Origin of the sequence: Streptomyces cellostaticus, from assembly GCF_001513965.1 — a bacterium.
Lineage (GTDB): Bacteria > Actinomycetota > Actinomycetes > Streptomycetales > Streptomycetaceae > Streptomyces > Streptomyces cellostaticus.
Genome location: NZ_KQ948032.1, coordinates 63,137 through 90,029, shown reverse-complemented (window position 1 = coordinate 90,029; position 26,893 = coordinate 63,137). Strand labels below are relative to the sequence as shown.

The window sequence follows — 26,893 nt, the reverse complement described above, 5'->3', positions numbered from 1 at the left end:
CGTCTGGCAGCGGACGGGCCTTGCCGTATCCGGGGGGATTGCGGAGGATTCCGCTTGGGGACCGGGGCCCCCGTGCCGGCATCGGCAGGGGCGGACCGCTACCCGGAGTAACACACAGGAGACAGCGATGTCCCAAAAGGCTCACCCCCCTTTCGAGGCCGCTGAGCCCGAGACCCCGCATCTCGACTTCGCGGGTACGACGCCGTACGAGGACTACGTCAAGGCGGACGTGCTCACCCACCTCCAGCACACCCTCTCCGACGACCCCGGAGAGATGGTCTTCCTGGTGACGACCCAGGTCATGGAGCTGTGGTTCACGGTGATCGTGCACGAGTGGGAGACCGCCGCGAAGGCCCTGCGCGGCGATGACGTCCCGACCGCGGTCGCCGCGCTGAAGCGTTCCGTACGGGAACTGGAGGCCCTGAACGCCTCCTGGAGGCCGCTCGGCCAGCTGACCCCGGCGCAGTTCAACTCGTACCGCTCGGCCCTCGGCGAGGGCTCCGGCTTCCAGTCCGCGATGTACCGCCGCATGGAGTTCCTGCTCGGCGAGAAGTCCGCGTCGATGCTCGTCCCGCACCGCGGCGCCCCGCGCGTCCATGCGGAACTGGAGAAGGCGCTGCACGAGCCGAGCCTGTACGACGAGGTCGTACGGCTCCTCGCGCGCCGCGGCCACCTGATCCCCGCCTCCGTCCTGAACCGGGACGTCGCCCAGCGCTACGAGTCCTCCGACGCGGTGGAGGCGGCCTGGTCGGCGGTCTACTCCGGTGACGAGGACGCCGAACTGGCCCGCCTGGGCGAGGCGTTGACCGACGTCGCCGAGCTGGTGTGGCGATGGCGCAACGACCACCTGGTCGCCACCCGGCGTGCGATGGGCGCCAAGCCCGGCACCGGCGGCTCGGCCGGCGTGGCCTGGCTGGAGAAGCGCGCCCGCAAGAACGTGTTCCCGGAGCTGTGGACGGCGAGGTCTCATGTCTGAGCTGGTGCTGCGCGCGCAGAAGCTGGACGCGGCGGACGAACTGGCCCCGCTGCGCTCCCGCTTCGTCCTGGATACTGCATCCGATCATGCGGCTGACGCCGCGGGGATCTACCTGGACGGGAACTCACTCGGAGCCCTGCCGGCGAACGTGCCCGGCCGGGTCGAGGACGTCGTCCGCCGGCAGTGGGGCGAACTGCGCATCCGCTCCTGGGACGAGAGCGGCTGGTGGACGGCCCCCGAGCGGATCGGCGACCGGATCGCCTCGCTGGTGGGCGCGGCGCCGGGCCAGATCGTCGTGGGCGACTCGACAAGTGTCAACGTTTTCAAGGCACTTGTGGCGGCGATCCGGATGGCGGGCGAGGACCGGGACGAGATCCTGGTCGACGCGACGACGTTCCCCACGGACGGCTACATCGCCGAGTCGGCGGCCCGGATGACCGGCCGCAGGCTGCGGGCGCTCACCCCGGCGCAGGTGCCTTCGGCGCTGAGCGGGCGCACGGCGGCGGTCCTGCTGAACCATGTCGACTACCGCAGCGGCCGCCTGCACGACCTGCCCGCGCTCACCGCCGCGATCCACGCGTCCGGCGCGCTCGCGGTCTGGGACCTGTGCCACAGCGCGGGCGCGCTGCCGGTCGGCCTGGACGAGCACGGGGTCGACCTGGCGGTCGGCTGCACGTACAAGTACCTGAACGGCGGCCCTGGTTCGCCCGCGTACCTCTACGTCCGCCGTGATCTGCAGGACCGTTTCGACTCGCCCCTGCCCGGCTGGAACTCCCACGCCGACCCCTTCGGCATGAGTCCGTCGTACGCCCCGGCGCCGGGCGCCCTGCGCGGCCGTGTCGGCACCCCGGACATCCTGTCCATGCTGGCCCTGGAGGCGGCCCTGGAGGTCTGGGACGGCGTCTTGGTCTCCTCGGTCCGTGCCAAGTCGCTGGCCCTGACGGACTTCTTCCTGGAGTGCGTCACGGCGTACACCGAGCCGGGCCGGGTCGTCTCGGTCACTCCGGAGCCGCACGGCGAGCGGGGCAGCCAGGTCGCCCTGCGCTGCCCGGACGCGGGCGAGGTGATGAAGCGCCTGATCGCCCGAGGAGTCGTGGGCGACTTCCGCCACCCCGACATCCTCCGCTTCGGCTTCACCCCGCTGTACGTCGGCTTCGGCGACGCGGAACGAGCGGCCCGGGTGCTGGGGGAGGTGCTCGGGTAGCAGCCGAGCCGGGACGGCAAGGGGGCGGGGTGCAGCCGCACTCCGCCCCTCGCCCGCACAGAACCGTTTACCCTCACCCTCCGTGACATCCGCATGTCCCCGCATGTCACCGGCCTGATACCGTCCCCGCCAACGGCCGACGAAGAATTCCCGCCCGGTCCGCCAAAACCGTTCCGTCGCTGAGAGGTTGGAGCATGCCGGACGACGCCGCAGCAGCCCGCGCCGCCGCCGAAGAGGAGTCGGCCTTCTCGCACTCCCCGGTCGACCCCGACGTCACCGCCGCATACGGCGACCATGCCGACCAGGTGATCGACTTCTACGCTCCCCGTACCGACACCGCCTCCGCCCCGCTGGTCGTCGTCCTGCACGGCGGAGCCTGGCGCGCCCGCTACGACCGCCGCCACATCACCCCCTTCGCGGACTACCTGGCCCGCCGGGGCTTCGCCGTGGCCAACGTCGAGTACCGCAGAGGCGGCGCCCCCAAGATCCCCGCACAGCACACCGAGACCTCGACCCCTCCGGCCGGGCGCTGGCCCGACACCTTCGACGACGTGGCCGCCGCCCTCGACGCCCTCCCCGCCCTCGTGCGCGAAGCGCTCCCGCAGGCCGACGCCCGCCGCACGGTTCTCACCGGCCACTCGGCGGGCGGCCACCTGGCCCTGTGGGCCGCGGCCCGCCACGTCCTGCCCGCCGACGCCCCCTGGCGCACCGACGGCCCGGCCCTGCTGCGCGGCGTCGTCGCACTCGCCCCGATCGCGGACTTCGCCGTGGCGGAGAAACTGGACGTCTGCGGCAACGCGGCGCTGCAACTCCTCGGCGGCGAGGGTGAGTTCGCCGACCGTCAGCCCTACGCCGACCCCGCGCTCCTCCTCCCGACGGGCATCGCGACCACCCTGGTCCAGGGCCGTACCGACCTGGTGGTGCCGCACCAGGTGGCCGAGTCGTACGCGGACGCGGCGGCGAAGGCGGGCGAGGTGGTGGGCCTGACGCTGCTGGAGGACGTGGGCCACTTCCCGCTGATCGACCCGGCGGCGGACGCGTGCGCGGTGGTGGCGGAGGAGATCGCCCAGCTCGCCTGGTGAAGCGCCCGGTGCTCCCGTAGGGGACCGGCCCCGGTCATACCCGTAGTACCTGAGAGCTACAACCCAGGACAGCTCCCTGGCGGGATGCCGTCGACAGCCCCCGATTCCTAACTTCCTTGTCAGACAAGCCCGATGGCCGGGCGATCTGAAGGGAAGCCGACCATGGGGCAAGCACGGCCGGACACGGCGGACCCACAGCCGCCGACGCACCGCAACGCACGTCGAAGCCCCACCTGGCGCCGTGCCCTCCTCTCCACTCTCCTCACCGCCGCCATAGTCGCCCCCCTCTCCGGCGCGGCCCGCCCCGAAATCCCTGCCCCGCCCCCCGCCACCCTGGCCCCCCTCACGCCCTCCACCCTGCACACCGCGTACGAGGGGAACCGGGCCAACGCCACCGAGGCGGCCCGCATGGCCGCCGCCCACGGCGACAAGCACCGCGCCGCCGCGGACCGCGCCCTGGCCGCCCCCTCCCGCCACCTGCTCTCCTTCGACGGCCGAGGCACCGGACTGGCCACGGAGATCCTCGGCGACCTGACCCACGCCGACCACGTGGCGGTCCTCGTCCCCGGCTCCGACACCTCCCTGGACACCTACGGCCGCTTCCACCGGGCGGCGGCAGCCCTGTACGACGACCTCACGCACCGCGCCCCCACCGGCACGCACGTCGCCGTGGTCGCCTGGCTCGGCTACCGGACCCCGGGCACGGTCAGCACCACGGTGACCACCGCGACCCGAGCCGACCAGGCGGCCCCCCGCCTCCGCGCCCTCGTACGGCAGCTGCGCACCCTCGCCCCCGCCCGGGCCCACCTCTCCCTGCTCTGCCACTCCTACGGCTCGGTCGTCTGCGGCCGGGCCGCCCACGGCCTGCCCGCCGACGACATCGCCCTCGTCGGCAGCCCCGGCACGGGCGCCGACAGCGTCTCCGGCCTGCACACGCCCGCCCGCGTCTGGGCGGCCCGCGGCAGCGACGACTGGGTGGCCCACGTCCCGCACGTCCGCGCCGACCTCCTCTTCACCACCGTCGGCTTCGGCACCGACCCGGTCTCCCGCGCCTTCGGCGCCCGGGTCTTCGACGCCGCGGGCGCCGACCACAGCGGCTACTTCACCCCGGGCTCGGCCTCCCTCGCCAACCTGGCCCGGATCACCCTCGGCGAGACCTCGGAGGTGACCCGTGTCTGAGCCGGCCCTGAGCGCCCCGCGCCGCGCGCTGCACGCGATCCGTCAGGGTGCCCACCGCGTGGACACCGCCACACCCGCATCCCGGGACCGCGCGGTCGACGCCCTGCGCGCCTTCGCGATCCTCGGTGTCGTCCTCGGCCACTGGCTGGTCACGGCCCTGGTCGCGGACGACGGCACGCTGCACACGGCGAGCCCGCTGCAGCACCTGCCCTGGCTGGCCCCGGTCTCCTGGGCCTTCCAGACCCTCGCCGTGTTCTTCCTGGTCGGCGGCCATGTGGCGACCCGCAGCCACGCCGCCGCCCGGGCCCGGGGCGTGCCGTACGGCGCCTGGCTGCGCACCCGTCTGGCCCGCCTCCTCGGGCCGGTCCTCGCCCTCCTCACCCTGTGGACGGTGGCGGCGACGGCCCTGCTGCTGTCCGGCACCCCCTTCGGGACGCTCCACACGCTCGTCAAACTGGCCCTGTCTCCCCTGTGGTTCCTCCTGGTCTTCGCCGCGCTGACGGCAGCCACCCCGCTGGTCGCCCGGCTCAGCCCGCTCTGGCCCCTGGCCGTCGTCCTGCACGTGGACGTCCTCCGCTTCGGCCTGCACCTCGGCCCCTCCTGGCTGGGCTGGGTGAACCTGGCGGCGGGCTGGCTGGTCCCGTACACCCTGGGCGCCGCCTGGACCCGCGGCGAGCTGGAGACCCGCCGCGCGGCCTGGGTCCTGCTCCTCGGCGGTACGACGGCCACCGTCGCCCTCGTGACGGGGGCGGGCTACCCCGCGTCGATGGTCGGCGTCCCGGGCGCACCGGTCTCCAACCTCAACCCGCCGACCCTGGCGGCCGTCACCTTCGGCCTGGCCCAGTGCGGTCTGGCCCTTCTCCTGCGCGACCGGCTGCGGCGGGCGATGCGCCGCCCGCTCGTCTGGGCGGCCGTGGCCCTGGTCAACCTCTCCGCGATGACGATCTTCCTGTGGCACCAGACGGCCCTGATGGCCACGACGGCAACGGCCCTGCTGGCGGGCCGCCTCCCCGGCCTGCACACGCTCCCCGACAGCCTGGGCTGGGTGGCGGCCCGGCTCCTCTGGCTCCCGGTGTTCACCCTGGTCCTGGCCCTGTGCTGGACCGCGTTCCGCTGGTGCGAGCAGGGGACGCGCCGCCGTTTGCCGGGCACCGGCGGGCCCGCCGCGCGGAGGCGCTCGCGGGTGGTCCGGGTGCACCGGGCCGCGGACGGGGAGACTGCGCGGGCGGTCCGCCGTGTCTCGCGGGCGATCCGCCGTGTCTAGGGTGGGCCGCGTGACGGAAACGGAGGGGAACCGAGTGCTCGTGAAGGCCGCGGCCCGGGCCAGGTACTGGCTGCGGGTGCTGCACGACGACCTGTGGACCGTCAGACCGGATCCGCTGCCCGCCTCGCTGTGGCTGCGCTGGCTGCCGCACGGCGTGCTGTGGCTGGCCGCGTTCGGGGTCACGCTCGGCGGGGTGGCGCAGCTCGGGGACAACGGACATCTGGCCTTCGGACCGGCCTTCGCGATCGCCCTCGCGTCGGGCGGCGCGATCGTCCTCGCGATGTGGCGGCCCATCGCGGGCTGGTGGCTGTCCATGGCGGGGACCGTGGTGGGAGCCGTCGAGGTCCACGGAAAGCTGGCCATGGTGGCCGAGGTGACGTTCACCTGGCCCTGGACCGTGGCCGGCATCATCGCGCACCTGTTCGTCATGCTGCTGCTCGCGCTGCGCGTGCGCACCCGGGTGTCGGTCGAGGCACTGGCCCTGACCGCGCTGGTCACCTACGTCCTGGAGGGGGTGTGGGGCGGGTCGCACTACCAGCCCACCGGGATCATCGCGGTGGTGCTGTCCGCGGTCGTCGTGGTGCTCGGCATCGCCCTGCGCGGCCGCCGGGAGGCGCGCGCCGAACTCGTCCAGCAGACCAGCCTCACCGCGGAGGAGCGGGCCCGCCGCACCCTGCTGGAGGAGCGCAGCCGTATCGCGCGGGAGCTGCACGACGTGGTCGCGCACCACATGTCGGTCATCTCCATCCAGGCGCAGGTGGCCCCGCACCTCGTCGAGCAGCCGTCGCAGGAGCTGGTCGAGAACCTCGCGAGCATCCGGCAGAACGCGCTGGAGGCGCTCACCGAGCTGCGCCGGGTGCTCGGCGTGCTGCGTTCGGAGAACCCCGAGGACCCCTACGGCCTCGGGGCCCCCGGCACCGGAGCGGCCCCGGACGCTCCCCAGCCCACGCTCGACCGGCTCGACGCACTGATCGAGAACACCCGCGCGGCCGGGCTGGACGTGGCCACCGAGGTCAAGGGCAGGGCGCGGCCCTACGCTCCGGGTGTGGAGCTGTCGGCGTACCGGATCGTGCAGGAGGCGCTGAGCAACGCGCTGCGGCACGCGCCGGGGTCCCGGGTGCGCGTCGAGGTCGCACACGTCCCGGACGGTCTGCGCCTGGCGGTGACCAACTCCCGCCCGCAGCAGCCCGTCCCGCCCTCCCCGGGCGCCGGACACGGACTGCTCGGCATGCGTGAGCGCGCGACGATGCTCGGCGGCAACGTCACCGCGAACAGGACCCGGCAGGGCGGCTTCACGGTCGAGGCCTTCCTCCCCCGGGACGGCACCCCGCCCACCTCACCGCCCGACCCGTCCCCGACAGGAGTTGTGACCCCATGACGAGCGGCACCATCCGCGTACTCATCGCCGACGACCAGGAGATGGTCCGGCAGGGCTTCACCGTGCTGCTCAACACCAAGCCCGACATCGAGGTCATCGGGCAGGCGGTGGACGGCCGGGACGCGATCGCCAAGGTCGCCGAACTGAGCCCGGACGTGGTCCTGATGGACATCCGGATGCCCGATGTCGGCGGCATCGAGGCGACCGGCCGCATCACCGCCGACCACCCGGGCATCAGGGTCCTCGTGCTGACCACCTTCGACCTGGACGAGTACGTGTACGAGGCGCTGCGCGCCGGGGCCTCCGGGTTTCTGCTCAAGGACGCCTCCGCGGACCAGCTCGCCGAGGCGGTCCGGATCGTGGCGGCCGGTGACGCGCTGCTCGCCCCGGGCATCACCCGCCGGCTGATCGCCGAGTTCTCCCGTCTGGACGGCACGCCCCGCGTCCCGCTCAAGCAGCGGGTGGGCGATCTGACGGAGCGGGAGACGGAGGTGCTGGCGCTGATCGCGCAGGGCCTGTCGAACGCGGAGATCGCCGAGCGGCTGGTCGTGGCCGAACAGACGGTGAAGACGCACGTGGGCCGGATCCTGGTGAAGCTGGGCCTGCGGGACCGCACCCAGGCGGCGGTCTTCGCCTACGAGTCCGGCCTGGTCCGCCCCGGTGGCCGCTGACCCCGGCCCTCCCCCTGCTCGTGCCCCTGCCCGTCGTACCGAGAACCCGTAGTACCTGAGAGGGATCCCCAAGGACCCTTCTGTGTGGGGACGACCGCGACCCCGCCGGGGCCTACCGTTTTGCACGTGACCGAGACGACGCACACGCAGACGACACCGCCGGGGGCGGCCGGCAGGCCGCGCAGCCCGGAGTTCCGGATGGTCGTCGACGCCCTGCGGGGGCTGCGGCAGGACCTGATGCACGAGGCCTTCGCCTACCGCCCGCTGCCCCGCATGGGCGTCGACGGCCCGCTCACCCGCCACCTGTCCGGCCGGGTGAGGGAGTACGCACCCTGGACCCCGCACGTACTGGTGGCCGCCGCCGGCGTGGTGGCGATGCTCGCCAACGCGGCGAGCTTCAGCGAGGGCGGGGCGACGCAGCTGGTGTGCGGGATTCTCGCCCTGGTCCCGGTGCTGCTGACCCTCGCGCGTCCGGTCGGCGCGTTCTGGCTGTCGCTCGCGGCGACCGCGGTCACCTCGCTGGTCGGTGAAAGCTGGGACATGTGGCCGTGGCTGCCGGGCAGTTTCATCTCCCACCTGGTGGTGCTCACGGTCGTGGCGATCCGCACCCGCCCGCGCACCGCGGCCTGGATGTGGCTGCTGACCGCGTTGTACGGCTTCTGGTCCGTGACCGTCTTCGGCGAGGACCACTACGACATCAACACGGCCCCGATGCTGATCCTCTCCGCGCTGATCCTACTGGCGGTCACCGTCCGGCACACCCGCCGCGAGGCCCGGCAGGAGGTGACCGCGCAGCAGACGGTGACGGAGCACGAGCGCTCGCGGCGCACGCTGCTGGAGGAGCGCACGACCATCGCCCGGGAGCTGCACGACGTGGTCGCCCACCACATGTCGGTGGTCGCGATCCAGGCGGAGGCGGCGCCCTACCGGGTGGAGAACCCGCCGCCCGAGCTGGAGAAGGCGTTCGCCACCATCCGGGAGAACGCGGTGGCAGCCCTGACCGAGCTGCGCCGGGTCCTGGGCGTCGTCCGCGCGGAGGACTACGAGGCCCCGGACGCCCCGCAGCCCACCCTCGCCGACCTGGACGGGCTGCTCGCCAACGTGCGGGAGGCCGGACTGGAGGTGGAGAAGGCGGTGACCGGCGCGGTGCGCGAACTGCCGCAGGGCGTCGAGCTGTCGGCGTACCGGATCGTGCAGGAGGCGCTGAGCAACTCGCTGCGGCACGCTCCGGGCGCGGGCGCGCGGGTGGAGATCGGGTACGTCCTCGGCGGCCTGGGCCTGCGCATAGTCAACGGCCCGCCGCCCGCCTCGGCCCTGCTGAAGCCCTCGCCGGGCGCCGGGCACGGCATCACCGGGATGCGCGAGCGCGTCTCGATGCTGAACGGCGAGATGACGGCGGGCCCGACGGCCGACGGAGGGTACGAGGTGACGGTGTTCCTGCCAGTGCCGGCGGCCGACACCGCGCGCGAGGGTGAGGCATGACGATCCGCGTACTGATCGCGGACGACCAGATGATGGTGCGCGAGGGCTTCTCCGTCCTGCTGAACGCGATGCCGGACATCGAGGTCGTCGGCGAGGCCGTCAACGGACGGGAGGCGGTCGAGCGGGTGCGGGAACTCGCCCCGGACGTCGTCCTGATGGACATCCGTATGCCGGAGCTGAACGGCATCGAGGCGACGAGGGAGATCGTCGCGGCGGACGACACGGCAAAGGTCCTGGTACTGACCACGTTCGACCTGGACGAGTACGTGTACCAGGCGCTGCGGGCGGGGGCCTCCGGCTTCCTCCTGAAGGACGCCTCGGCCCGCCAGCTGGCGGAGGGCGTGCGGGTGGTGGCCTCCGGCGAGGCACTGCTCGCCCCCGCGGTCACCAAACGGCTGATCACGGAGTTCTCGCGCCTCTCGGAGTCCCCGCGCCTGATGCCGGCGGCCCAGGCGGCCTACGGCGAGCTCACGGAACGGGAGACGGAGGTCCTGGTCCTGATCGCGCAGGGCCTGTCGAACGCGGAGATCGCCGAGCGGCTGGTGGTGGCGGAGTCGACGATCAAGACCCATGTGAGCCGGATCCTGGTGAAGCTGGGCCTTCGGGACCGCACCCAGGCGGCGGTGTTCGCGTACGAGGCGAGGCTGGTCACGCCGGGGTGAGCCGGGCTAGCGTCCGTCCATGGCAGCTGCTTCGGATCTCGCTTTCGACCCCTGGGACGCCGCGTTCCTCGCCGACCCGTACCCGGCCTACGCCGAGCTGCGCGCCCGCGGCCGGGTGATCCGGTACGAGCCGACCGACCAGTGGCTGGTCCCGCACCACGCGGACGTCTCGGCGCTGCTGCGCGACCGCCGCCTCGGCCGCACCTATCAGCACCGGTTCACGCACGACGACTTCGGCCGGACCGCGCCCCCGCCGGAGCACGAGCCGTTCCACGTCCTCAACGACCACGGCATGCTCGATCTGGAGCCGCCGGACCACACCCGGATCCGGCGCCTGGTGTCGAAGGCGTTCACCCCGCGCACGGTGGAGCGGCTGAAACCGTATGTGCACGGCCTGGCGGACGAGCTGGTGGCCGCGCTGGTCGAGGCGGGCGGCGGCGATCTGCTCGCGGACGTGGCGGAACCGCTGCCGGTGGCGGTGATCGCCGAGATGCTCGGCATCCCGGAGCCGGACCGGGCGCAGTTGCGGCCCTGGTCGGCGGACATCTGCGGGATGTACGAGCTGCACCCGTCCGAGGAGACGGCGGCGCGGGCGGTGCGGGCGTCGGTGGAGTTCTCGGACTACCTGCGGGAGCTGATCGCGGCCCGCCGCAAGGAGCCCGGGGAGGACCTGATCTCCGGCCTGATCGCGGCCCACGACGAGGGCGACCGCCTGACGGAACAGGAGATGATCTCCACGGCGGTGCTGCTGCTCAACGCCGGTCACGAGGCCACGGTCAACGCGACGGTGAACGGCTGGTGGGCCCTGTTCCGCAACCCGGACCAGCTGGCCGCCCTGCGCGCCGACCACTCCCTCGTCCCCACCGCCGTCGAGGAGCTGATGCGCTACGACACCCCGCTCCAGCTCTTCGAGCGCTGGGTCCTGGACGACATCGAGATCGACGGCACGGTGATCCCCCGGGGCGCGGAAATCGCCATGCTCTTCGGCTCCGCCAACCACGACCCGGAGGTCTTCGCACACCCCGGTCACCTGGACCTCACGCGCAAGGACAACCCGCACATCTCCTTCAGCGCCGGCATCCACTACTGCATCGGCGCACCGCTGGCCCGCATCGAGCTGGCGGCATCCATGACGGCACTGCTGGAGAAGGCCCCGACCCTGACCCTGGCGGCGGAGCCGACGCGGAAGCCGAACTTCGTGATCCGGGGGTTGGAGGGGCTGGAGGTGGCGGTGGGCTGATCAGCGAACGACGGCGCATCGCGGCACTCCCCGGCGGAGCGTCACCTCTCCTTCGTCTCCTCCAGCACCGTCCGCCCCAGCAGCGCGTACCGCTCGGGCGAGCGCCGCTTGAGGTACTGCGCGTAGCCGATGCCGCCGGCCGCGATCAGCGCGACCAGCCACGGCGTCGCCTTCAGGACCAGCGAGCCGGACTCCGAGCCGGCCGCCGCGCTCATGTTGGACACCAGCAGCACGACCACCGCGAGCATCGCGATCCCGCCGATGAGAGGGGCGGCGGAGGTCTTGAACCAGTGCCGGCTCTCCGGGTGGTGCGTGCGGAAGTAGACCAGCACCGCGAACGAGCACACGGCCTGGACGACGAGGATCGCCATGGTGCCGAGGATGGCGAGCAGCACGTACGTGCCGTTGTACGGGTCCTTGCCCGCGGCCCAGAACGCGCCCACCAGCAGCCCGCTCACCACCGTCTGCACCAGGCCCGCGATGTGCGGGGAGCCGTGCCGGGCGTGGGTGCGGCCGACGGTGTTCTTCAGGGACGGCAGGACGCCCTCGCGGCCCAGTGCGTACATGTAGCGGGCGGCGCAGTTGTGGAAGGCCATGCCACAGGCCAGCGAGCCGGTGATCATCAGCCACTGCATGACGTCGACCGCCCAGTGGCCGACGTAGCGCTCGGTGGGGTTGAAGAACAGGCCCATCGGGTCCTTGGTCGCCACCTCCACGGCGCTCCCGGCGCCGGTGCCCGAGATGGCCATCCAGGAGACGAAGACGTAGAAGACGCCGACGCCCAGGACGCTGATCATCGTCGCCTTGGGGATGATCTTCTTCGGGTCGCGCGACTCCTCGCCGTACATCGCCGTCGACTCGAAGCCGACCCACGACCAGAAGGCGAAGAAGAGTCCGAGCCCGGCGGACGTGCCCTTGAAGGCGTTGACGGGGTTGACCGGCGCGAAGGTGAACCCGTGCGGCCCGCCGCCGTGGAAGGCGACCGAGACGGCCATCGCGGCCAGCACCGTCACCTCCGTCGCCAGCAGCACCACCAGCAGTTTCTCGGCGACGCTCACCCCGAACCAGGTGCCGGTGGCGTTGATCGCCAGCATCAGGATCGCGAAGGCCCACCACGGGACGTGGAGCCCCGTCTGGTCCTTGAGGGTGCTCGTGGCGAAGGTGGAGAAGATCCCGATCAGCGCGGGCTCGAAGACGACGTACGCGAAGGTCGCCAGCAGCCCCGAGGCCAGTCCCGCGGTGCGGCCGAGGCCGTAGGAGATGAAGCCGTAGAAGGCCCCCGTGGACGTGATGTGCTTCGCCATCGACGTGAAACCCACGGAAAAGATTGCCAGGACGACCATTGCGACGAGATAGCTTGCGGGCGCCCCGATGCCGTTCCCGGAGGACACCATGAAGGGCACGTTGCCGGTCATGGCGGTGATCGGGGCGGCCGTGGCCACGGCCATGAACACCACGCCGAGCAGCCCGACGGCATTGGGTTTCAGCCGATGGACCGTTCCGTCGTCATCCGTCTTCGCCGCCGGGGCGACGCCCTCGTCCACTGCCATCGGGTGGCCCCTTCCTGACCGCCGCGCGCGGACGCACCGCGCCTTGATGGAGCAGGATGGTGGACGAAGAACCGGTCTCTCAAGGGGTCGGCAGGGTTAAATATTTGTCACCAGACCTTTAGGGGGGTGGATGGGTCAGGGGTGGGCGGGCAGCGTCAGCGCCCAGGCCGCCTCGCTCACGGTCCACGTCCGGCGTCGTACGGGCCCCGAGACCAGCGCGTCCGCCCGGTACCGGAAGTCCCCGCCGACCACCGTCACCGTCCGCCCGGAGGCCCGCAGCGGGGTCGCCTCCGCGCCCACCGACAGCGGCCGGACCTCGACCTCGGCGGCCCCGGAGGAACCGGGCGTCACCGACACCGCCTCCACCGGCTGGTCCAGGTCCACCACCGTCGCCCCGTCGACCTCCACCCGGAGCCGGCAGGGCCCGGGGGCCGGTACGGCGGCCAGGCGGGGCGGGCGGGGGGCCAGGGTGCGGACCAGGGAGCGGTACGTCGTGCGCAGCCACGGCCGCCCGGAAGCGGCGCTCACCGGTTCGGCGACAGCCGCCGCCCGCACCGGCGCGGGCGGAATGTCCAGCGCGCCCAGCACCACCCCGTCGCTGTCGTCGACGAGGAGGTCCAGGCGGCGCTCGACGCCGTCCAGCACCGTCCGTGCCGCCGCCACCGCACTCGTCGGCACCCCCAGGGACTGAGCCAGGGCCAGCGTGCTCCCCACCGGCACCACCGACAGCGCACATCCGGCCAGCTCCCGGTGCCGGTGCAGCAGGGTCACCGCGCGGACCAGTGCCCGGTCGTCGCCGACCACGACCGGGCGCCGGGACCCCCGCCGGCCGAGCGCCCGGGCGAATTCCTCGGGCCCCTCCGGCAGACAGACCTTGGCGGCCGCACCCGCGCTGAGCACGTCTTTTACGATCCGTACGGACTCCCCGTCCGTCTGTCGTGCCGCCGGATCGATGATCACCAGCAGCTGATCGGACGTCGCGAAGGTTGCCACCTCGGTCCTGCCTCGCTTCCTCGGGTAGCATCTTTGTGCAAGAGCCCCTTGCGCTATTGCGCCAGGGGCTTCGTCTATTCCGGGGCATCCGGTCCGACGGTTGTGCGGCCAACGACGGTCGCGGTGGCACGCGGCGGTGTACCTTACGCCCGCGCCCCTGACCTTGGACATGCCCCGCCCGGAAGGGGTGTACGCGCGTGCCCGCACTTGTGCTGCTCGGTGCTCAGTGGGGTGACGAAGGCAAGGGGAAGGCGACCGACCTGCTCGGTGGCTCGGTGGACTATGTAGTGCGATACCAGGGCGGCAACAACGCCGGCCACACGGTCGTCGTCGGCGACCAGAAGTATGCACTCCACCTCCTCCCTTCCGGAATCCTCTCCCCCGGCTGTACGCCGGTCATCGGTAACGGTGTCGTCGTCGACCCGTCGGTCCTGCTCTCCGAGCTGAGCGGTCTGAACGAGCGTGGCGTCGACACGTCCAAGCTCCTGCTCAGCGGTAACGCGCACATCATCACGCCGTACAACGTGACCGTCGACAAGGTGACGGAACGCTTCCTCGGCAAGCGCAAGATCGGCACCACCGGCCGCGGCATCGGCCCGACCTACGCCGACAAGATCAACCGCGTCGGCATCCGCGTCCAGGACCTGTACGACGAGTCGATCCTCCAGCAAAAGGTCGAGGCGGCGCTCGACGTCAAGAACCAGCTGCTGACCAAGCTCTACAACCGGCGTGCCATCGCCGTGGACCAGGTGGTCGAGGAGCTGCTGGGCTACGCCGAGCAGATCAAGCCGTTCGTCGCCGACACCGTGCTGGTCATCAACCAGGCGCTGGAGGAGGACAAGGTCGTCCTGTTCGAGGGCGGCCAGGGCACGCTCCTGGACATCGACCACGGCACGTACCCCTTCGTCACCTCCTCGAACCCGACCGCGGGCGGTGCCTGCACCGGCGCCGGCGTGGGCCCGACGAAGATCAGCCGGGTCATCGGCATCCTCAAGGCGTACACGACCCGCGTCGGCGCCGGCCCCTTCCCCACCGAGCTGTTCGACGAGGACGGCGAGGCGCTGCGCCGCATCGGCGGCGAGCGGGGCGTGACGACCGGCCGTGACCGCCGCTGCGGCTGGTTCGACGCGGTCATCGCCCGCTACGCGACCCGCGTGAACGGCCTGACCGACTTCTTCCTCACCAAGCTGGACGTCCTCACCGGCTGGGAGCAGATCCCGGTCTGCGTGGCGTACGAGATCGACGGCAGGCGAGTCGAGGAGCTCCCGTACTCCCAGTCGGACTTCCACCACGCCAAGCCGGTCTACGAGACCCTGCCGGGCTGGTCCGAGGACATCACCAAGGCGAAGTCGTTCTCCGACCTGCCGAAGAACGCCCAGAACTACGTCAAGGCGCTGGAGGAGATGTCCGGCGCCCCGATCTCCGCGATCGGCGTGGGCCCGGGCCGGGACGAGACGATCGAGATCAAGTCGTTCCTGTAGGCCGCTCCGTCGTCCTGTGCGCGGTGCAGTCGTGAACTTCGCGGGCGTCGCCCCGCGTTGATCTTGCGTCAACCTGGATGACGCACTCCCGTACGCCCCCGTCGGCTCCGGCCGCCGGGGGCGTCGCGCTGCTCGCGATCATTCCAGAAATTGACTTGAGCATGACCTGTTCCTGGTTCCGGGTCCGATAGGTCCTGAGAAGCATCTACGCGGGTAGCCCCACACGGCACCCGCGCAGAAAATCTCCTCACCCCAGCCCCCCAGGAGCCTTGAATGCCCCGCAGTCCCATGAACCGCCGGGAGTTCGTGAAGAAGTCGGCCGTCACCGGGGCGGCCGTCGCCGCCGCGGGGACCGTCGCGGCAGCCCCCGCCCAGGCGGCCGATCAGCGCCCCGAAAAGACGCCCCGCACCTGGTCGTTCTCCATCCTGGGCACCACCGACCTGCACAGCCACGTCTTCGACTGGGACTACTACAAGGACGCCGCCTACACCGACAAGGCGGGCAACTCCGTGGGCGTGGCCCGGGTGGCCACCCTCATCAAGCAGCAGCGCGAGGCGAAGGGCGAGCACCGGGTGCTGCTCGTGGACGCCGGCGACATCATCCAGGGCACCTCCCTGGCCTACTACTTCGCCCGCGTCGACCCGATCACCGGCACCGACGGCAAGCGCGGCCCCAGGCACCCGATGGCCGTCGCCATGAACCACATGCGCTACGACGCCGCGGCCCTCGGCAACCACGAGTTCAACTACGGCATCGACACGCTGCGCAAGTTCGAGAGCCAGTGTCACTTCCCGCTGCTCGGTGCGAACGCCCTCGACGCGAAGACCCTGCGCCCCGCCTTCCATCCGTACACCGTGAAGCGGATCTGCGTGCCGGGCGCGCCGGACATCAAGGTCGGCATCCTCGGTCTCACCAACCCCGGTATCGCCCTGTGGGACAAGGACAACGTCAGCGGGAAGATGGTCTTCCCGGGCCTGGTCGAGCAGGCCAAGAAGTACGTCCCGCGGCTGCGCGCCCTCGGCTGTGACGTCGTCTTCCTGACCGACCATTCGGGCATGGACGGCTCCTCGTCCTACGGCGACTCGCTCCCGTACGTCGAGAACGCCTCGAACCTCGTCGCCGAGCAGGTGCCCGGCATCGACGCGATCCTCGTCGGCCACACCCATGTGGAAGTCCCGTCCTACACGGTGAAGAACGCGGAGACCGGCGAAGAGGTGCTGCTCTCCGAGCCGTACTGCTGGGGCTACCGCCTGAGCGTCTTCGACTTCGAGCTCGAACTCCACCACGGCCAGTGGAAGGTCACGAGCAAGAAGGCCCAGACCCTCAACCCCAACACGGTGGACGAGGACCCGGAGATCAAGAAGCTCCTGGAGGCCGACCACGAGCTGGTCGTGAAGTACGTCAACACGGCGGTCGGCACCTGCACCGAGGACCTCTCGGCGGCCGAGTCCTGCTGGAAGGACGTGCCGATCATGGACTTCATCCACAAGGTCCAGATGGACTCGGTGAAGGCGGGGCTGTCCACGGCGGACGCGGCGCTCCCGCTCATCTCGGTCGCCGCGCCCTTCAGCCGCACGGCGGACATCCCCAAGGGCAGCGTCACCATCAAGGACATCGCCGGCCTCTACATCTACGACAACACCCTCTACGGCAAGAAGCTGACGGGCGCGCAGCTCAAGGCCTACCTGGAGTACGCGGCGAAGTACTACTACCAGGTCCCGGCGGGCACGAAGGTCGACACCGCCAAGCTGACCAACGCCAACAAGTTCTGGGACTACATGTACGACACGGCGGCGGGTGTCGACTACGAGATCGACATCGCCCAGCCGGAAGGCTCCCGGATCAAGAACCTCACCTGCAACGGCGCCCCGGTCGCCGACGACCAGGTCTTCGTCGTGGCGGTCAACAACTACCGCGCGAACGGCGGCTCCGGGTACCCGGCCATCGCCACGGCGCCGACCGCCTACAGCTCCACCAACGAGATCCGCCAGCTGATGATCGACTACGTGACGGCGAAGAAGACCCTCGACCCGGCGGACTTCGCGGTCACCAACTGGAAGCTGACGCAGGACGGGACCCCGGTGTTCTGAGCTTCGGCGGCGACTATCGCAGGCCGGGTGGATGTGTCAAGCCACGAGATGGGGTGGCGTGACGGGAATCGGTGGCTGGGGCGTACTTGAGTCATGGCTGCACGAGAGTGCGGCGCAGGCATCGCCCAGGGAAGTCCTGGGCGTGACTCGACACCCGCGAGGAAGAATTTCTATGCAGCGCGTAGCTCGCTCACACCGGTTCCTGCTCATCAGCGTCTCGGCCGTCATCGCGGCAGGCGGTGCGCTGGTACCGGCCAGCGCATTTGCCGCCGAACAGCAGCAGCACACCGCGTCCGTCTCCGTGAAGCCGGGCTACAAGGATGATCAGGGGCAGAAGTGGAAGAAGAAGGGTCACAGCTGTAAGCCCTGCAAGCCGGCTCCGGCTCCGGTGCCGCAGATTCCTGGGCTGCCGAAGCCGGGACCGGTTCCCCAGATCCCGGATGTGCCGCATGTTCCTCAGGGGAAGCCGGGTCCGGTGGCGCCGGCGCCTGGGATTCCGAAGCCGGGTCCGCAGCTGCCGGTGTGACCCCCTGACCCTCAGCTGAACACGATCATCGACCCCTGCGCCAGGGACCGCGTCGCCGCCGCGTGCAGGCCGAGCCAGACGTGGCGCTCGCGGGCGAAGGGGCTGGGGTCGTACGGAGCCGGGGCGGCCGGTTGCTCCAACTCTGTGGGGGCGGAGGGGGGTTCGGGGGCGGCCGGGGGATTGGCCGGGTCGATGCCGATCGACCCGGCCACGTACTCCAGTTCGCGCAGGAGGGTCTGGGAGGAGCCCAAGGGGCCGCCGCCCGCGAGGAGGTCGTCGCTCGACAGCGGGTGCGGGAAGTCGACCGGGACGTACGCGCCCGCGTGGTCGTAGTGCCAGACCAGGTGGGACTGCTGGGCCGTCGACTCGAACATCTCCAGCAGCTGCTCGTAGTCGCCGCCGAGTTCGTCCACCGGGGTCACCGGCAGCCCGCACACCTGGAGCAGGTAGGCCCGGCGCAGGAAGTGCAGCGCGTCGTAGTCGAAACCGGCCACCGGGGCGACCTCGCCGGACAGGCCCGGCATGTACTGGTACACCGGCACCGGCGGGAGACCGGCCGCGGCCAGCGCGTTGTTGTAGTGCGCGAGTTCCTCGGCGAAGGGGTTGTCCGGGGTGTGGCACAACACGTCCACGAGCGGTACCAGCCACAGGTCACAGGCCAAAGAAAGCTCCTCACACAGCGTGGTGTTCATGGCACGGGTAAGCAGAGTAATTGGTACGGCGCAGGCTCAGCTCCCCCTGTGCAGGTCCCATACCCAGACGCCGCCGGTCCACTTCCCGTCCTGCCCGGTCAACTGCTTCAGGACGGTCCGCAGTACGCCGTCGTTGGGCTGTGGGGCCAGCACCAGGGCGCCCGCCTTCCAGTAGGCGAAGTCCTGCCGGGCCTGCGTCCGCCACTCCTTGCCGATCGGCGGGGCCACGCCCGTGTAGCGGACGTCCCGGAGCAGGTTGGAGGTGTAGCGCGGGGAGGCGCCGTAGATGCCGATGTGATCCTCGCCCCAGGGGCCGTTGAAGTAGCCGCCCGGCAGCTTGAAGCCCAGGTGGGCCGCCGTCTGCCAGTGCAGGGCCTCGGCGGCGCCCGGGTCGGGCAGCGGCACCGGGACCAGGGTCTCGCCTTCGTGGACGTACGACTTCCAGGTCCCGTCCGTGATGAACGCCGGCACCGCGACCCGGTCCGTGGACTTCAGCGGGGCCGGGATCAGCGGGAGCAGCGCGAGGGTCACGCCCAGCAGGCCGAGGTACTGGCTGGTCAGGTTCCGGGAGGCGGCGGCGCGGTCGACGGCGAGCGCGAGGAGCATGCCGAGGGCCGGGGCGCAGATCATCGCCAAGCGGCCCTCGATCACCGAGTCGAAGAGGGGTTTGTCGGCGAGGAGGGCCCACGGGCCCGGGTAGACCGTGTCCGTGAGCGGGATGCGGATCTTCGGGCCGAGGGAGAGCACCGCCGCGGCCACCGTGGTGAACGCCAGCGCCTTGACCAGGGCGTGTTCCCACAGTCGTACGACGATCGCGAAGGCGACGGCGACCAGCGGCCAGCCGTAGAAGGCGTTCTGCTCGGTCGGGTTCAGGGAGAGGGAGCCGGCGATCTGCGCGTCGCCCGCGACGAGGGAGCGCTCGGCGAAGGCGAGCAGGGAGAGGGGGCTGTTGCCGGCGTTGTCGCCGTGCCCGATGCCCTGGTAGCTCTGGGGGCCGGCGAACTGCCAGTACAGCGCGTATCCCACCAGGGGCAGGCAGACGGCTCCGCCGATCAGCAGGCCTTTCAGCAGGGGCCGCCAGGCCGCCCGCGCCACGTCCCGGCGTACGGCGCCGTAGGCGGCCGCGAACAGGACCATCCCGATCGACGCGAGCAGGAGCGGCTCCTCGCCGAGGAAGATCTGGTAGGCCGCCATCAGGCCGAGCACGATCCCGTCCCGGACCACGCGGGCGCCCGTGGTGAGGCGCAGCGCGCGGTCGATGATCAGCGGGATCATGAAGAGGATGACGAAGTTGGGGTGCGCGTTGGCGTGGCTGACCATCGGCGGGGCGAAGGCCGCGAGGGATGCGCCGACGAAGGCTGCCGCCCGGCGCCGTACGACCCGTTTCACGATCAGCCGGTACCAGGCGGCCGCGGTCGCGGCGAGGCCCAGCGTCATGCACAGGCTGAGGGCGACGGCGGGGCCGAACAGCAGGGTGACCGGGGTGAAGGGCACCGACAGGCCCAGCATGACCGTGTTGGCCATGAGGTTGACGCCGTCGGGGAAGCCCTGGAGGTCGGTGAAGAGCGGGTTGTGCAGATGGGCGACGCTGTCGGCGGTGACCGCGAAGAACCACTCCCACTGGTTCTGGTCCTGCATGGAGTCGGTCAGATAGCGGTGGGAGGGGGCGAAGAAGCGGCCGGAGTACAGGGCCACCGACATGATCAGGAAGAGCGCGGTGGCGAGCAGGTCGGCGGGGCGCAGCGAGCGGGCCCTGATGCGGGCGAGGTCGGTGAGGACGCGGGGGTAGTCCAGGGCGCCGACCTTGGAGCCGGGGCGGTGGCTCCAGCGGACCGGGACCTCGGCGAGGGGCCAGCCGGCGCGGTGGAAGTGATGCAGTACCTCCACGTCGATGCCCCAGCCGTCGAGGCGGGCGGCGCGGAAGGCTTCGCGGGCGCGGTCGCCCTGGAACAGCTTGAAGCCGCACTGGGTGTCCCGGATCCCCGGTACGGCCGTGCGGCGGATCAGGAGGTTTCCGGCGCGGCCCAGCAGTTCGCGTGCGCGGTGCTGGCGGTGGGCTATGTCCGCGCCGGGCACCGAGCGGGAGCCGATGGCGGCCGTGTTGCCCTCGCTGAGGGCCTTGTCGAGGCGCTCCAGTTCCTCGATGGGGGCGGACAGGTCGGCGTCGGTGGTCAGGACCCGGTGGCCGCGGGAGGCGGCGACGCCGAGGCGCAGGGCGTGGCCCTTGCCTCGGTTGCGGGGGCTGGTGAGGAGCCGGACCCGGGGGTGGGCCAGGGCACCGACGTTCCGGGTGCCGTCGGTCGAACCGTCGTCGGCGACGATCACCTCCCAGGTGCCCCAGCGGCCCTCGTTCTCGGTGAGGTAGGTGGTGATGGCGTTGAGGGTGGGGTCCAGCCGGTGTTCTTCGTTGTAAGCGGGGATGACGACGGAGAGGTCGACGGGGGCGCCTGCCTCGGCTTCGCCTTCGGCGCCCTTTTCGTTCCCACCCGCACCACCCGTGCAGCTTTCGTCGCCGGGTGCGGGTGGCCCCGGTGGGGCGCCCGCACCGTCGGCGGCTCGCGGGTGGGGGATGGGGGTGGGAGGGGCGTCGGCGGGGGTGGGGAGGGGGCCCGTGGGGTGGTCCTCTGCGGAATGGTGGCTTGCGAGGTGGTCCTCTGCGGGGCTGTTGCCTGCGGGGTGGCGTTCTGCGGGGTGGTGGCCCGTGGGGTGGTCCTCTGCGGGGTGGTGGCCCGTGGGGTAGGCGTCCGTGGTGCGGTTCTCTGTGGAGTGGTCGCCCGCGCGGTAGGCGCTCGTGGTGCGGTCCGCCGGTGGGTGGCTCGGGTTGGTGGTGGGGCCGGTCATTTGGTGGCCAGACGTTCTACCAGGGCCAGGGAGTGGGCGTTCGCGGTGGCCACGATGGTGCGGGCCGCTTCCGTCTCGCGGCGGGCGAGGGCGTCGACCAGGTCGGTGTGGCCGGACCACAGGTGGCCGCGGATGTCGGGCAGGCGGCGCAGGTGCTGGACCGCGCAGACCCAGGACTGGACGCGCAGGCGGTGCAGGAAGTCGGCCAGGTAGGCGTTGCCGAACAGGCCGCTCAGTTCGCGCCAGAAGCGCAGGTCGTAGCCGATCAGCACCGTGAGGTCGCCGGCCGCCGCGGCCCGCTGGACCTCCTCGCCGCGCCTGCGTACGGCCGTCAGGGCCGCCGCCGTCCGGGGGTCATCGGTGTCGATGAAGGCCGGACGGCCGGTGGCGAGGGCCTGGAACATGCCGTCGGTGACCAGGCTGCGGGCCTCGATCATGTCCCGGTAGTCGGCGAGGGAGTACTCGGGGACGCGGAAGCCGCGGTGCTGGTCGGCCTCCAGGATGCCCTGCGCGGACAGGTCGACCAGCGCCTCGCGGACCGGCGTCGCCGAGACGCCGTACTGGTCGGCGATCTCCTTGACGGTGAACGCCCGGCCCGGCTGCAACCGCCCCGCCAGCACCTCGTCACGCAGCGCATCCGCGATCTGCTGGCGAAGGGTGCTGCGCGTCACGGCGCCGTTGCCGGGCATCGTCCGGGCCTCTCCTCACACGTATGGGTGACGTACTCGCACGTACTCGCCATCTCTTACGAGCACGCCACCTTACGCGTTCGGCTTCCCGGGGCGGCAGCTGCGGTTCGGCTACGCGGTGTACTCGTCGGCGACGCTCAGCGCCGCGTCCAGAGCCGCGAGGCCCTCCTTCAGCTCGGCCTCCGTGACGTTGCACGGCGGGACGACGTGGGTCCGGTTCATGTTCACGAAGGGCCACAGGCCGTGCTGCTTGGCGGCGGCCGTGAAGCGGGCCATGGGGGCGTTCGCCTCGCCGGCCGCGTTGTAGGGCACCAGCGGCTCCCGGGTCTCCCGGTTCTTCACCAGTTCCAGCGCCCAGAACATGCCGACACCGCGGACCTCGCCGACGCTCGGGTGCCGCTCGGCCAGCTCGGCGAGGACGGGGGCGAGGACGGTCTCGCCGAGGTGCCTGGCGTTCTCGACGATGCCCTCCTCCGCCATCACGTTGATCGTGGCGACGGCGGCGGCGCAGGCCAGCGGGTGCCCGGAGTAGGTGAGCCCGCCCGGGTACGGCCGTTTGCCGAAGGTCTCCGCGATCTTCTGGGAGATGGCGACACCACCGAGGGGCACGTAACCCGAGTTCACACCCTTGGCGAAGGTCATCAGGTCCGGGACGACACCGAACAGATCAGCCGCGAACCACTCACCGGTCCGCCCGAACCCGGCCATGACCTCGTCCAGGACGAACACGATCCCGTACTTGTCGCACAGCTCCCGGACCCCGGCCAGATAGCCGGGCGGCGGGACCATGATCCCGGCGGTGCCGGGGATGGTCTCCAGGATGATCGCCGCGACCGTGCCCGGCCCCTCGAAGGCGATCGTCGTCTCCAGGTGCTCCAGGGCCCGCGCCGTCTCCTGCTCCTCGGTCTCGGCGTAGAAGCGGGAGCGGTAGAGGAAGGGCGCCCAGAAGTGGACGACACCGGCGGCGGCGCTGTCGGAGGCCCAGCGGCGGGGGTCGCCGGTGATGTTCACGGCCTGCTGGGTGCCGCCGTGGTACGAGCGGTACGCCGAGAGCACCTTCGGGCGGCCCGTGTGCAGCCGGGCCATGCGCACCGCGTGCTCCACGGCGTCCGCGCCGCCGTTGGTGAAGAAGATCTTGTCCAGGTCGCCGGGGGTCCGCTCGGCGATCAGCCGGGCCGCCTCCGAGCGCGCCTCGACGGCGAACGCGGGCGCGAAGGTCGTCATCTTCGCGGCCTGTTCCTGGATCGCGGCGATGACCGTGGGGTGCTGGTAGCCGATGTTGGTGAAGACGAGCCCGCTGGTGAGGTCCAGGTACCGCTTGCCGTCGTAGTCCCAGAAGTACGACCCCTCGGCGCCGGCGACGGCGAGCGGGTCGATGAGGTCCTGGGCGGACCAGGAGTGGAAGACATGCGCACGGTCCGCGGCCTTCACTGCGGCGCCGGCGTCGGGGTTGGGCTGAGGGGTCATGCGGGCGAGCGTAAATGTCCGGCATGCGGACGCGACATCGGCGTCTTGTTCCTTGGGCGGGGCGTTTCCGCGACAGGTTGTCGAAGGGGGGCGCAGAGCTGATGGACAGAGATTGACAGTGATTGACAGTATTCTGTCGTAGTGACAGCATGCTGTCATGAGTGAAGTGACGCGCAAGCCTGTGCATCTGGCGGTCTACGACAGCCTCGCCGACTGGGAGACGGGGTACGCGACCGCCTATCTCGCCCGCGCCGGGTACCGGGTCCTGACGGTGGGGGCCGGCCGTGAGCCGGTCATGAGCATCGGCGGGCTGCGGATCCAGCCCGAGCTGACGCCGGCCGAGGTGCGCCCCGAGGACAGCTCCCTGCTGATCCTCCCGGGCGCCGCCCTCTGGGACGCAACCGACGAACTGGCCCCCTTCGCCCGCACGGCCCGCGCCTTCCTCGACGCCGGTGTGCCCGTCGCCGCGATCTGCGGCGCCACCGCGGGCCTCGCCCGCGAGGGCCTGCTCGACGACCGCGCCCACACCAGCGCCAGCCCCTACTACCTGGCCGCCACCGACTACGGCGGCATCGGCCGCTACGTCGACGCCGACGCGGTCACCGACGGCCACTTGATCACCGCCGGGCCCACCGAGCCCGTCGCCTTCGCCCGGGAGATCTTCCGGCTCCTCGGGGTGTACGAGGGCGAGGTGCTGGACGCCTGGTACCGGCTGTACCACGACTCCGACGTCGAGGCGTACTTCGTCCTCCAGCAGGCGGCCGCCCGGTGAGCCGGGAACGCCAGGACCTGCTCAGCCGCAGCGCGCTAGGGGTCTTCCGGCTGGGCGGGCAGTTCCTGGCCGTCGCCGAGGAGCTGGCCCGGCCGGCCGGGCTCACCGCGACCTGGTGGCAGGTGCTCGGGGCGGTGCTGCCCGAGCCGCTGCCGGTGGCGGGCATCGCGCGGGCCATGGGCATCACCCGGCAGAGCGTGCAGCGCGTCGCCGACCTGCTGGTGGAGCGGGGGCTTGCCGAGTACCGGCCCAACCCGGCCCACCGCCGGGCGAAGCTCCTCGCACCGACGGGGGAGGGGCGGGCGGCCGTGGCGCGGATCGGCCCCGGGCACGCGGTCTTCGCCGACCGGCTGGCGGCCGCGATGGGGGAGGCCGAACTCGCCGAGGCCGTACGGCTCCTGGAGCGGCTGTCGGCGGTCCTGGACGAGCTGGGGCCGCCGGGCAGGGCTGTCACGGAACCGTCCGGCGCCGCTGTTACGGAACCGTAGACCCCGGTCCGCGCGAGTCCCCGGGCGACCGCACTATCCTCGGTCCGTTGCAGACCTATGGGGGGGAAGGCGGCGCGGGGATGGAGAAGCTGGGACCGGGGGATCCGCAGCGCATCGGGGCCTACCGGCTGCTGGCGCGGCTGGGCGCGGGCGGCATGGGGCACGTGTATCTGGCCCGGTCGGACCGGGGTCGTACCGTCGCCGTGAAGCTGGTCCGCGAGGAGCTGGCCGAGCAGGAGGAGTTCCGGGCGCGGTTCCGGCAGGAGGTGCAGGCCGCGCAGCGGGTCGGCGGCCACTGGACCGCGCCCGTGCTGGACGCGGACACCGAGGCCGCGGTGCCCTGGGTGGCCACCGGGTACGTCGCCGGGCCGAGCCTCCAGCAGGTCGTCGGACGCGATCACGGGGCGCTTCCCGAGCGGTCGGTACGGATCCTCGCGGCGGGGCTGGCGCATGCGCTGAAGGACATCCATGCGGCCGGGATCGTGCACCGGGATCTGAAGCCGTCGAATGTGCTGGTGACCATCGACGGGCCGCGGGTGATCGACTTCGGGATCGCGCGGGCGATGGAGACGATGGCGGGGGAGGGGCTGACCCGTACCGGGTCGCTGGTGGGATCGCCCGGGTTCATGGCACCGGAGCAGGTGCGGGGGGACCGGATCACGCCTGCGTGTGATGTGTTCTGCCTCGGGTCCGTGCTCGCCTATGCCTCGACCGGTGTGCTGCCCTTCGGGGGTGCGAACAGCGGGGTGCATGCCCTGATGTTCCGGATCGCTCAGGAGGAGCCGGATCTGGAGGGGGTCCCGGAGGGGGTCGCGGATCTGGTGCGGGAGTGCCTGAAGAAGGATCCCGCTGCGCGGCCTTCGCTGGACCGGATTCTGGAGCGGACGGGGGCGGAGGACACGGTGGCCGGGGGGCGGTCCCGGGATCCTTGGCTGCCGGGGGCGTTGGTGGCGCAGTTGGGGCGGCATGCGGTGCAGTTGCTGGAGGCCGAGGATCCGGAGGGGGGTGCGGATTCCGTGCCGGGTGCGGGTGGCCCCGGTGGGGCGGAGGCGCCGTCGGCGGGTGCGGGTGCGGCCCCGGCGGGTGCGGCCCCCGCGAGTGGGTCCCCCGCGGGTGCGGCCTCGGCGGGCGCTTCCTCGGGTGCTGGTGCCGGTGTCGGTGCCGGTGCGGATGTCGGCTCAGGTGGTGATCGGCCGGGAGTGCCCACGCCTGCCTGGGTTCATCAGCAGGGGAGCGGGGCCGGGGGCTCTCCGGAGCATGCGTCTGTGGCTGACGAGGGGGCCGTGCCGCCGTCCGCGCCTGCGGCTGAGGGGGGCGGTGGACCCGTCAGCCGTCTTCCGACCATGGTGTCCGGGCAGACTCCGCCGCCCGCCGCGCCGCCCGCCGCTCCCGGCTACGGTGCGCCCGGCGCGTACGGGGCGGCGCCCGGTCCGTACGGCTATCCGCAGCAGCCCCAGCAGCATCCCCAGCCACCCTCCGCCGCCTACGGTTACCCGCAGCAGTCGTACCACCCCTATGGAGGCAGCGGGCTCGGCTCCACCCCGCCCTACGGCCCGCCGCCGGCCGGCGTTCCGCAGGAGCGCGAGCGCAGGAACGGGCGGTCCACCGCGCTGCTCGTCGTGATCGCGCTGGTGGTGGCGCTGGGCGCGGGCGGGTCGGTGTACGCGCTGATGAAGCGCGGCGGCGGCGACACGGCCGGCGGGACGGTCGGCCCCGCGCCGACCGGCACCGGGACCGCGACGGGCGGCACCTCCCAGGCACCCACTCCCACGGGTTCGGCGGCGACCTCCTCCGCGCCCTCGGACGGTGTGATCCCGGACGGCTACCTCGGCACCTGGGAGACCACGATCGACAACTCCAACGGGTCCAGCACCCGCGAACTGACCATCGGGCAGGGCCAGGTCGGTGACACGGTCCTCACGCTCGTCGCGGACGGACCCACCGACGGCGGCGGCACGTACCACTGCGTCTTCGAGGCAAAGCTGACCGAACAGCCGGGCGGCGGCGGTCCGTTGGAGATCGGGCCGTCAACGGTGTCCTCCGGTGAACCGCGTTCGTCCTGCTCTCCGGGCGACGCCACCGAGGTGATGCTGCAGTCGGACGGCACGCTGAAGCGGGTGAAGAAGAGCGGCGGGGAGAGCCTGACGTACACCAAGCGCTGAGAG

Annotated in this window: 22 protein-coding genes; 16 read left to right on the top strand and 6 right to left on the bottom strand. The window is 71.7% G+C overall.

The window, feature by feature from the left end; translation table 11 throughout:
- The first annotated feature begins 127 nt into the window (after positions 1 to 127).
- The 10 genes from AQI88_RS28555 to AQI88_RS28510 all read left to right on the top strand — a co-directional run bounded on the left by AQI88_RS28555 (position 128) and on the right by AQI88_RS28510 (position 11,138).
- Positions 128 to 976: a tryptophan 2,3-dioxygenase family protein gene (locus AQI88_RS28555; protein ID WP_067004608.1), complete on the top strand. Its 849-nt coding sequence runs from the start codon at positions 128 to 130 to the stop codon at positions 974 to 976.
- Positions 969 to 2,180, top strand: a complete 1,212-nt coding sequence (gene kynU / locus AQI88_RS28550; protein ID WP_067004605.1) for a kynureninase — start codon at positions 969 to 971, stop codon at positions 2,178 to 2,180. Before AQI88_RS28555 ends, kynU begins: the two co-directional genes overlap by 8 nt.
- Positions 2,181 to 2,374: 194 nt before the next feature.
- Entirely contained in the window at positions 2,375 to 3,262 is an 888-nt protein-coding gene (locus AQI88_RS28545) for an alpha/beta hydrolase (RefSeq protein ID WP_067004604.1), read from the top strand.
- 162 nt (positions 3,263 to 3,424) lie between these two features.
- Positions 3,425 to 4,441, top strand: a complete 1,017-nt coding sequence (locus AQI88_RS28540) for an alpha/beta hydrolase (protein ID WP_067004601.1) — start codon at positions 3,425 to 3,427, stop codon at positions 4,439 to 4,441.
- On the top strand, positions 4,434 to 5,705 hold the full coding sequence (locus tag AQI88_RS28535) for an acyltransferase family protein (RefSeq protein WP_067004600.1): 1,272 nt from the start codon (positions 4,434 to 4,436) through the stop codon (positions 5,703 to 5,705). Before AQI88_RS28540 ends, AQI88_RS28535 begins: the two co-directional genes overlap by 8 nt.
- Before the next feature lie 10 nt (positions 5,706 to 5,715).
- The gene (locus AQI88_RS28530) at positions 5,716 to 7,083 is read left to right on the top strand and encodes a sensor histidine kinase (RefSeq protein ID WP_244184367.1); all 1,368 of its coding nucleotides are present in this window, start codon (positions 5,716 to 5,718) and stop codon (positions 7,081 to 7,083) included.
- Positions 7,080 to 7,754 carry a response regulator gene (locus tag AQI88_RS28525; protein WP_067004596.1) on the top strand — a complete coding sequence of 225 codons (675 nt, stop codon included), beginning with the start codon at positions 7,080 to 7,082 and terminating at the stop codon, positions 7,752 to 7,754. The genes AQI88_RS28530 and AQI88_RS28525 overlap by 4 nt, the downstream gene beginning before the upstream one ends.
- A 126-nt stretch (positions 7,755 to 7,880) precedes the next feature.
- The gene (locus AQI88_RS28520; RefSeq protein WP_208615926.1) at positions 7,881 to 9,236 is read left to right on the top strand and encodes a sensor histidine kinase; all 1,356 of its coding nucleotides are present in this window, start codon (positions 7,881 to 7,883) and stop codon (positions 9,234 to 9,236) included.
- The gene (locus AQI88_RS28515) at positions 9,233 to 9,898 is read left to right on the top strand and encodes a response regulator (protein WP_067004592.1); all 666 of its coding nucleotides are present in this window, start codon (positions 9,233 to 9,235) and stop codon (positions 9,896 to 9,898) included. The genes AQI88_RS28520 and AQI88_RS28515 overlap by 4 nt, the downstream gene beginning before the upstream one ends.
- A 19-nt stretch (positions 9,899 to 9,917) precedes the next feature.
- Positions 9,918 to 11,138: a cytochrome P450 gene (locus AQI88_RS28510; RefSeq protein ID WP_067004590.1), complete on the top strand. Its 1,221-nt coding sequence runs from the start codon at positions 9,918 to 9,920 to the stop codon at positions 11,136 to 11,138.
- 41 nt (positions 11,139 to 11,179) lie between these two features.
- Here the strand turns inward: AQI88_RS28510 and AQI88_RS28505 are convergent, their stop codons facing one another.
- Both AQI88_RS28505 and AQI88_RS28500 read right to left on the bottom strand, forming a co-directional pair.
- A complete protein-coding gene (locus AQI88_RS28505) occupies positions 11,180 to 12,688 on the bottom strand; it encodes an APC family permease (RefSeq protein WP_067004588.1) in 1,509 nt (502 codons plus the stop codon).
- A gap of 135 nt (positions 12,689 to 12,823) precedes the next feature.
- Positions 12,824 to 13,681 (bottom strand): diacylglycerol kinase family protein, encoded by an 858-nt coding sequence (locus tag AQI88_RS28500; RefSeq protein WP_067004586.1) that lies wholly within the window; start codon positions 13,679 to 13,681, stop codon positions 12,824 to 12,826.
- 197 nt (positions 13,682 to 13,878) lie between these two features.
- Here AQI88_RS28500 and AQI88_RS28495 point away from each other — a divergent pair, with 197 nt between their 5' ends.
- The 3 genes from AQI88_RS28495 (at position 13,879) to AQI88_RS46105 (ending at position 17,779) form a co-directional block, all read left to right on the top strand.
- The gene (locus tag AQI88_RS28495; protein WP_067004584.1) at positions 13,879 to 15,162 is read left to right on the top strand and encodes an adenylosuccinate synthase; all 1,284 of its coding nucleotides are present in this window, start codon (positions 13,879 to 13,881) and stop codon (positions 15,160 to 15,162) included.
- Positions 15,163 to 15,435: 273 nt separating this feature from the next.
- Complete coding sequence (locus AQI88_RS28490; protein WP_067004583.1) at positions 15,436 to 17,253, top strand: bifunctional metallophosphatase/5'-nucleotidase; 1,818 nt, start codon at positions 15,436 to 15,438, stop codon at positions 17,251 to 17,253.
- 172 nt (positions 17,254 to 17,425) lie between these two features.
- The gene (locus AQI88_RS46105) at positions 17,426 to 17,779 is read left to right on the top strand and encodes a hypothetical protein (protein ID WP_159050410.1); all 354 of its coding nucleotides are present in this window, start codon (positions 17,426 to 17,428) and stop codon (positions 17,777 to 17,779) included.
- 11 nt (positions 17,780 to 17,790) lie between these two features.
- On the opposite strand, the gene AQI88_RS28485 is transcribed toward AQI88_RS46105, so the two are convergent.
- The 4 genes from AQI88_RS28485 to AQI88_RS28470 all read right to left on the bottom strand — a co-directional run bounded on the left by AQI88_RS28485 (position 17,791) and on the right by AQI88_RS28470 (position 23,468).
- Complete coding sequence (locus AQI88_RS28485) at positions 17,791 to 18,441, bottom strand: hypothetical protein (protein ID WP_067004582.1); 651 nt, start codon at positions 18,439 to 18,441, stop codon at positions 17,791 to 17,793.
- A 66-nt stretch (positions 18,442 to 18,507) separates the two neighbouring features.
- On the bottom strand, positions 18,508 to 21,312 hold the full coding sequence (locus AQI88_RS28480) for a dolichyl-phosphate beta-glucosyltransferase (RefSeq protein ID WP_079057851.1): 2,805 nt from the start codon (positions 21,310 to 21,312) through the stop codon (positions 18,508 to 18,510).
- Positions 21,309 to 22,001, bottom strand: coding sequence for a GntR family transcriptional regulator (locus AQI88_RS28475; protein ID WP_067004580.1), 693 nt, complete (start codon positions 21,999 to 22,001; stop codon positions 21,309 to 21,311). The genes AQI88_RS28480 and AQI88_RS28475 overlap by 4 nt, the downstream gene beginning before the upstream one ends.
- Positions 22,002 to 22,112: 111 nt before the next feature.
- Positions 22,113 to 23,468, bottom strand: coding sequence for an aspartate aminotransferase family protein (locus AQI88_RS28470; protein WP_067004578.1), 1,356 nt, complete (start codon positions 23,466 to 23,468; stop codon positions 22,113 to 22,115).
- 166 nt (positions 23,469 to 23,634) lie between these two features.
- Here AQI88_RS28470 and AQI88_RS28465 point away from each other — a divergent pair, with 166 nt between their 5' ends.
- From AQI88_RS28465 to AQI88_RS28455, 3 genes are all read left to right on the top strand, one after another.
- Positions 23,635 to 24,240, top strand: coding sequence for a DJ-1/PfpI family protein (locus AQI88_RS28465; protein ID WP_067004576.1), 606 nt, complete (start codon positions 23,635 to 23,637; stop codon positions 24,238 to 24,240).
- On the top strand, positions 24,237 to 24,728 hold the full coding sequence (locus AQI88_RS28460; protein WP_067004573.1) for a MarR family winged helix-turn-helix transcriptional regulator: 492 nt from the start codon (positions 24,237 to 24,239) through the stop codon (positions 24,726 to 24,728). The genes AQI88_RS28465 and AQI88_RS28460 overlap by 4 nt, the downstream gene beginning before the upstream one ends.
- 80 nt (positions 24,729 to 24,808) lie before the next feature.
- Entirely contained in the window at positions 24,809 to 26,890 is a 2,082-nt protein-coding gene (locus AQI88_RS28455; protein WP_067004571.1) for a serine/threonine-protein kinase, read from the top strand.
- Positions 26,891 to 26,893: the final 3 nt, after the last annotated feature.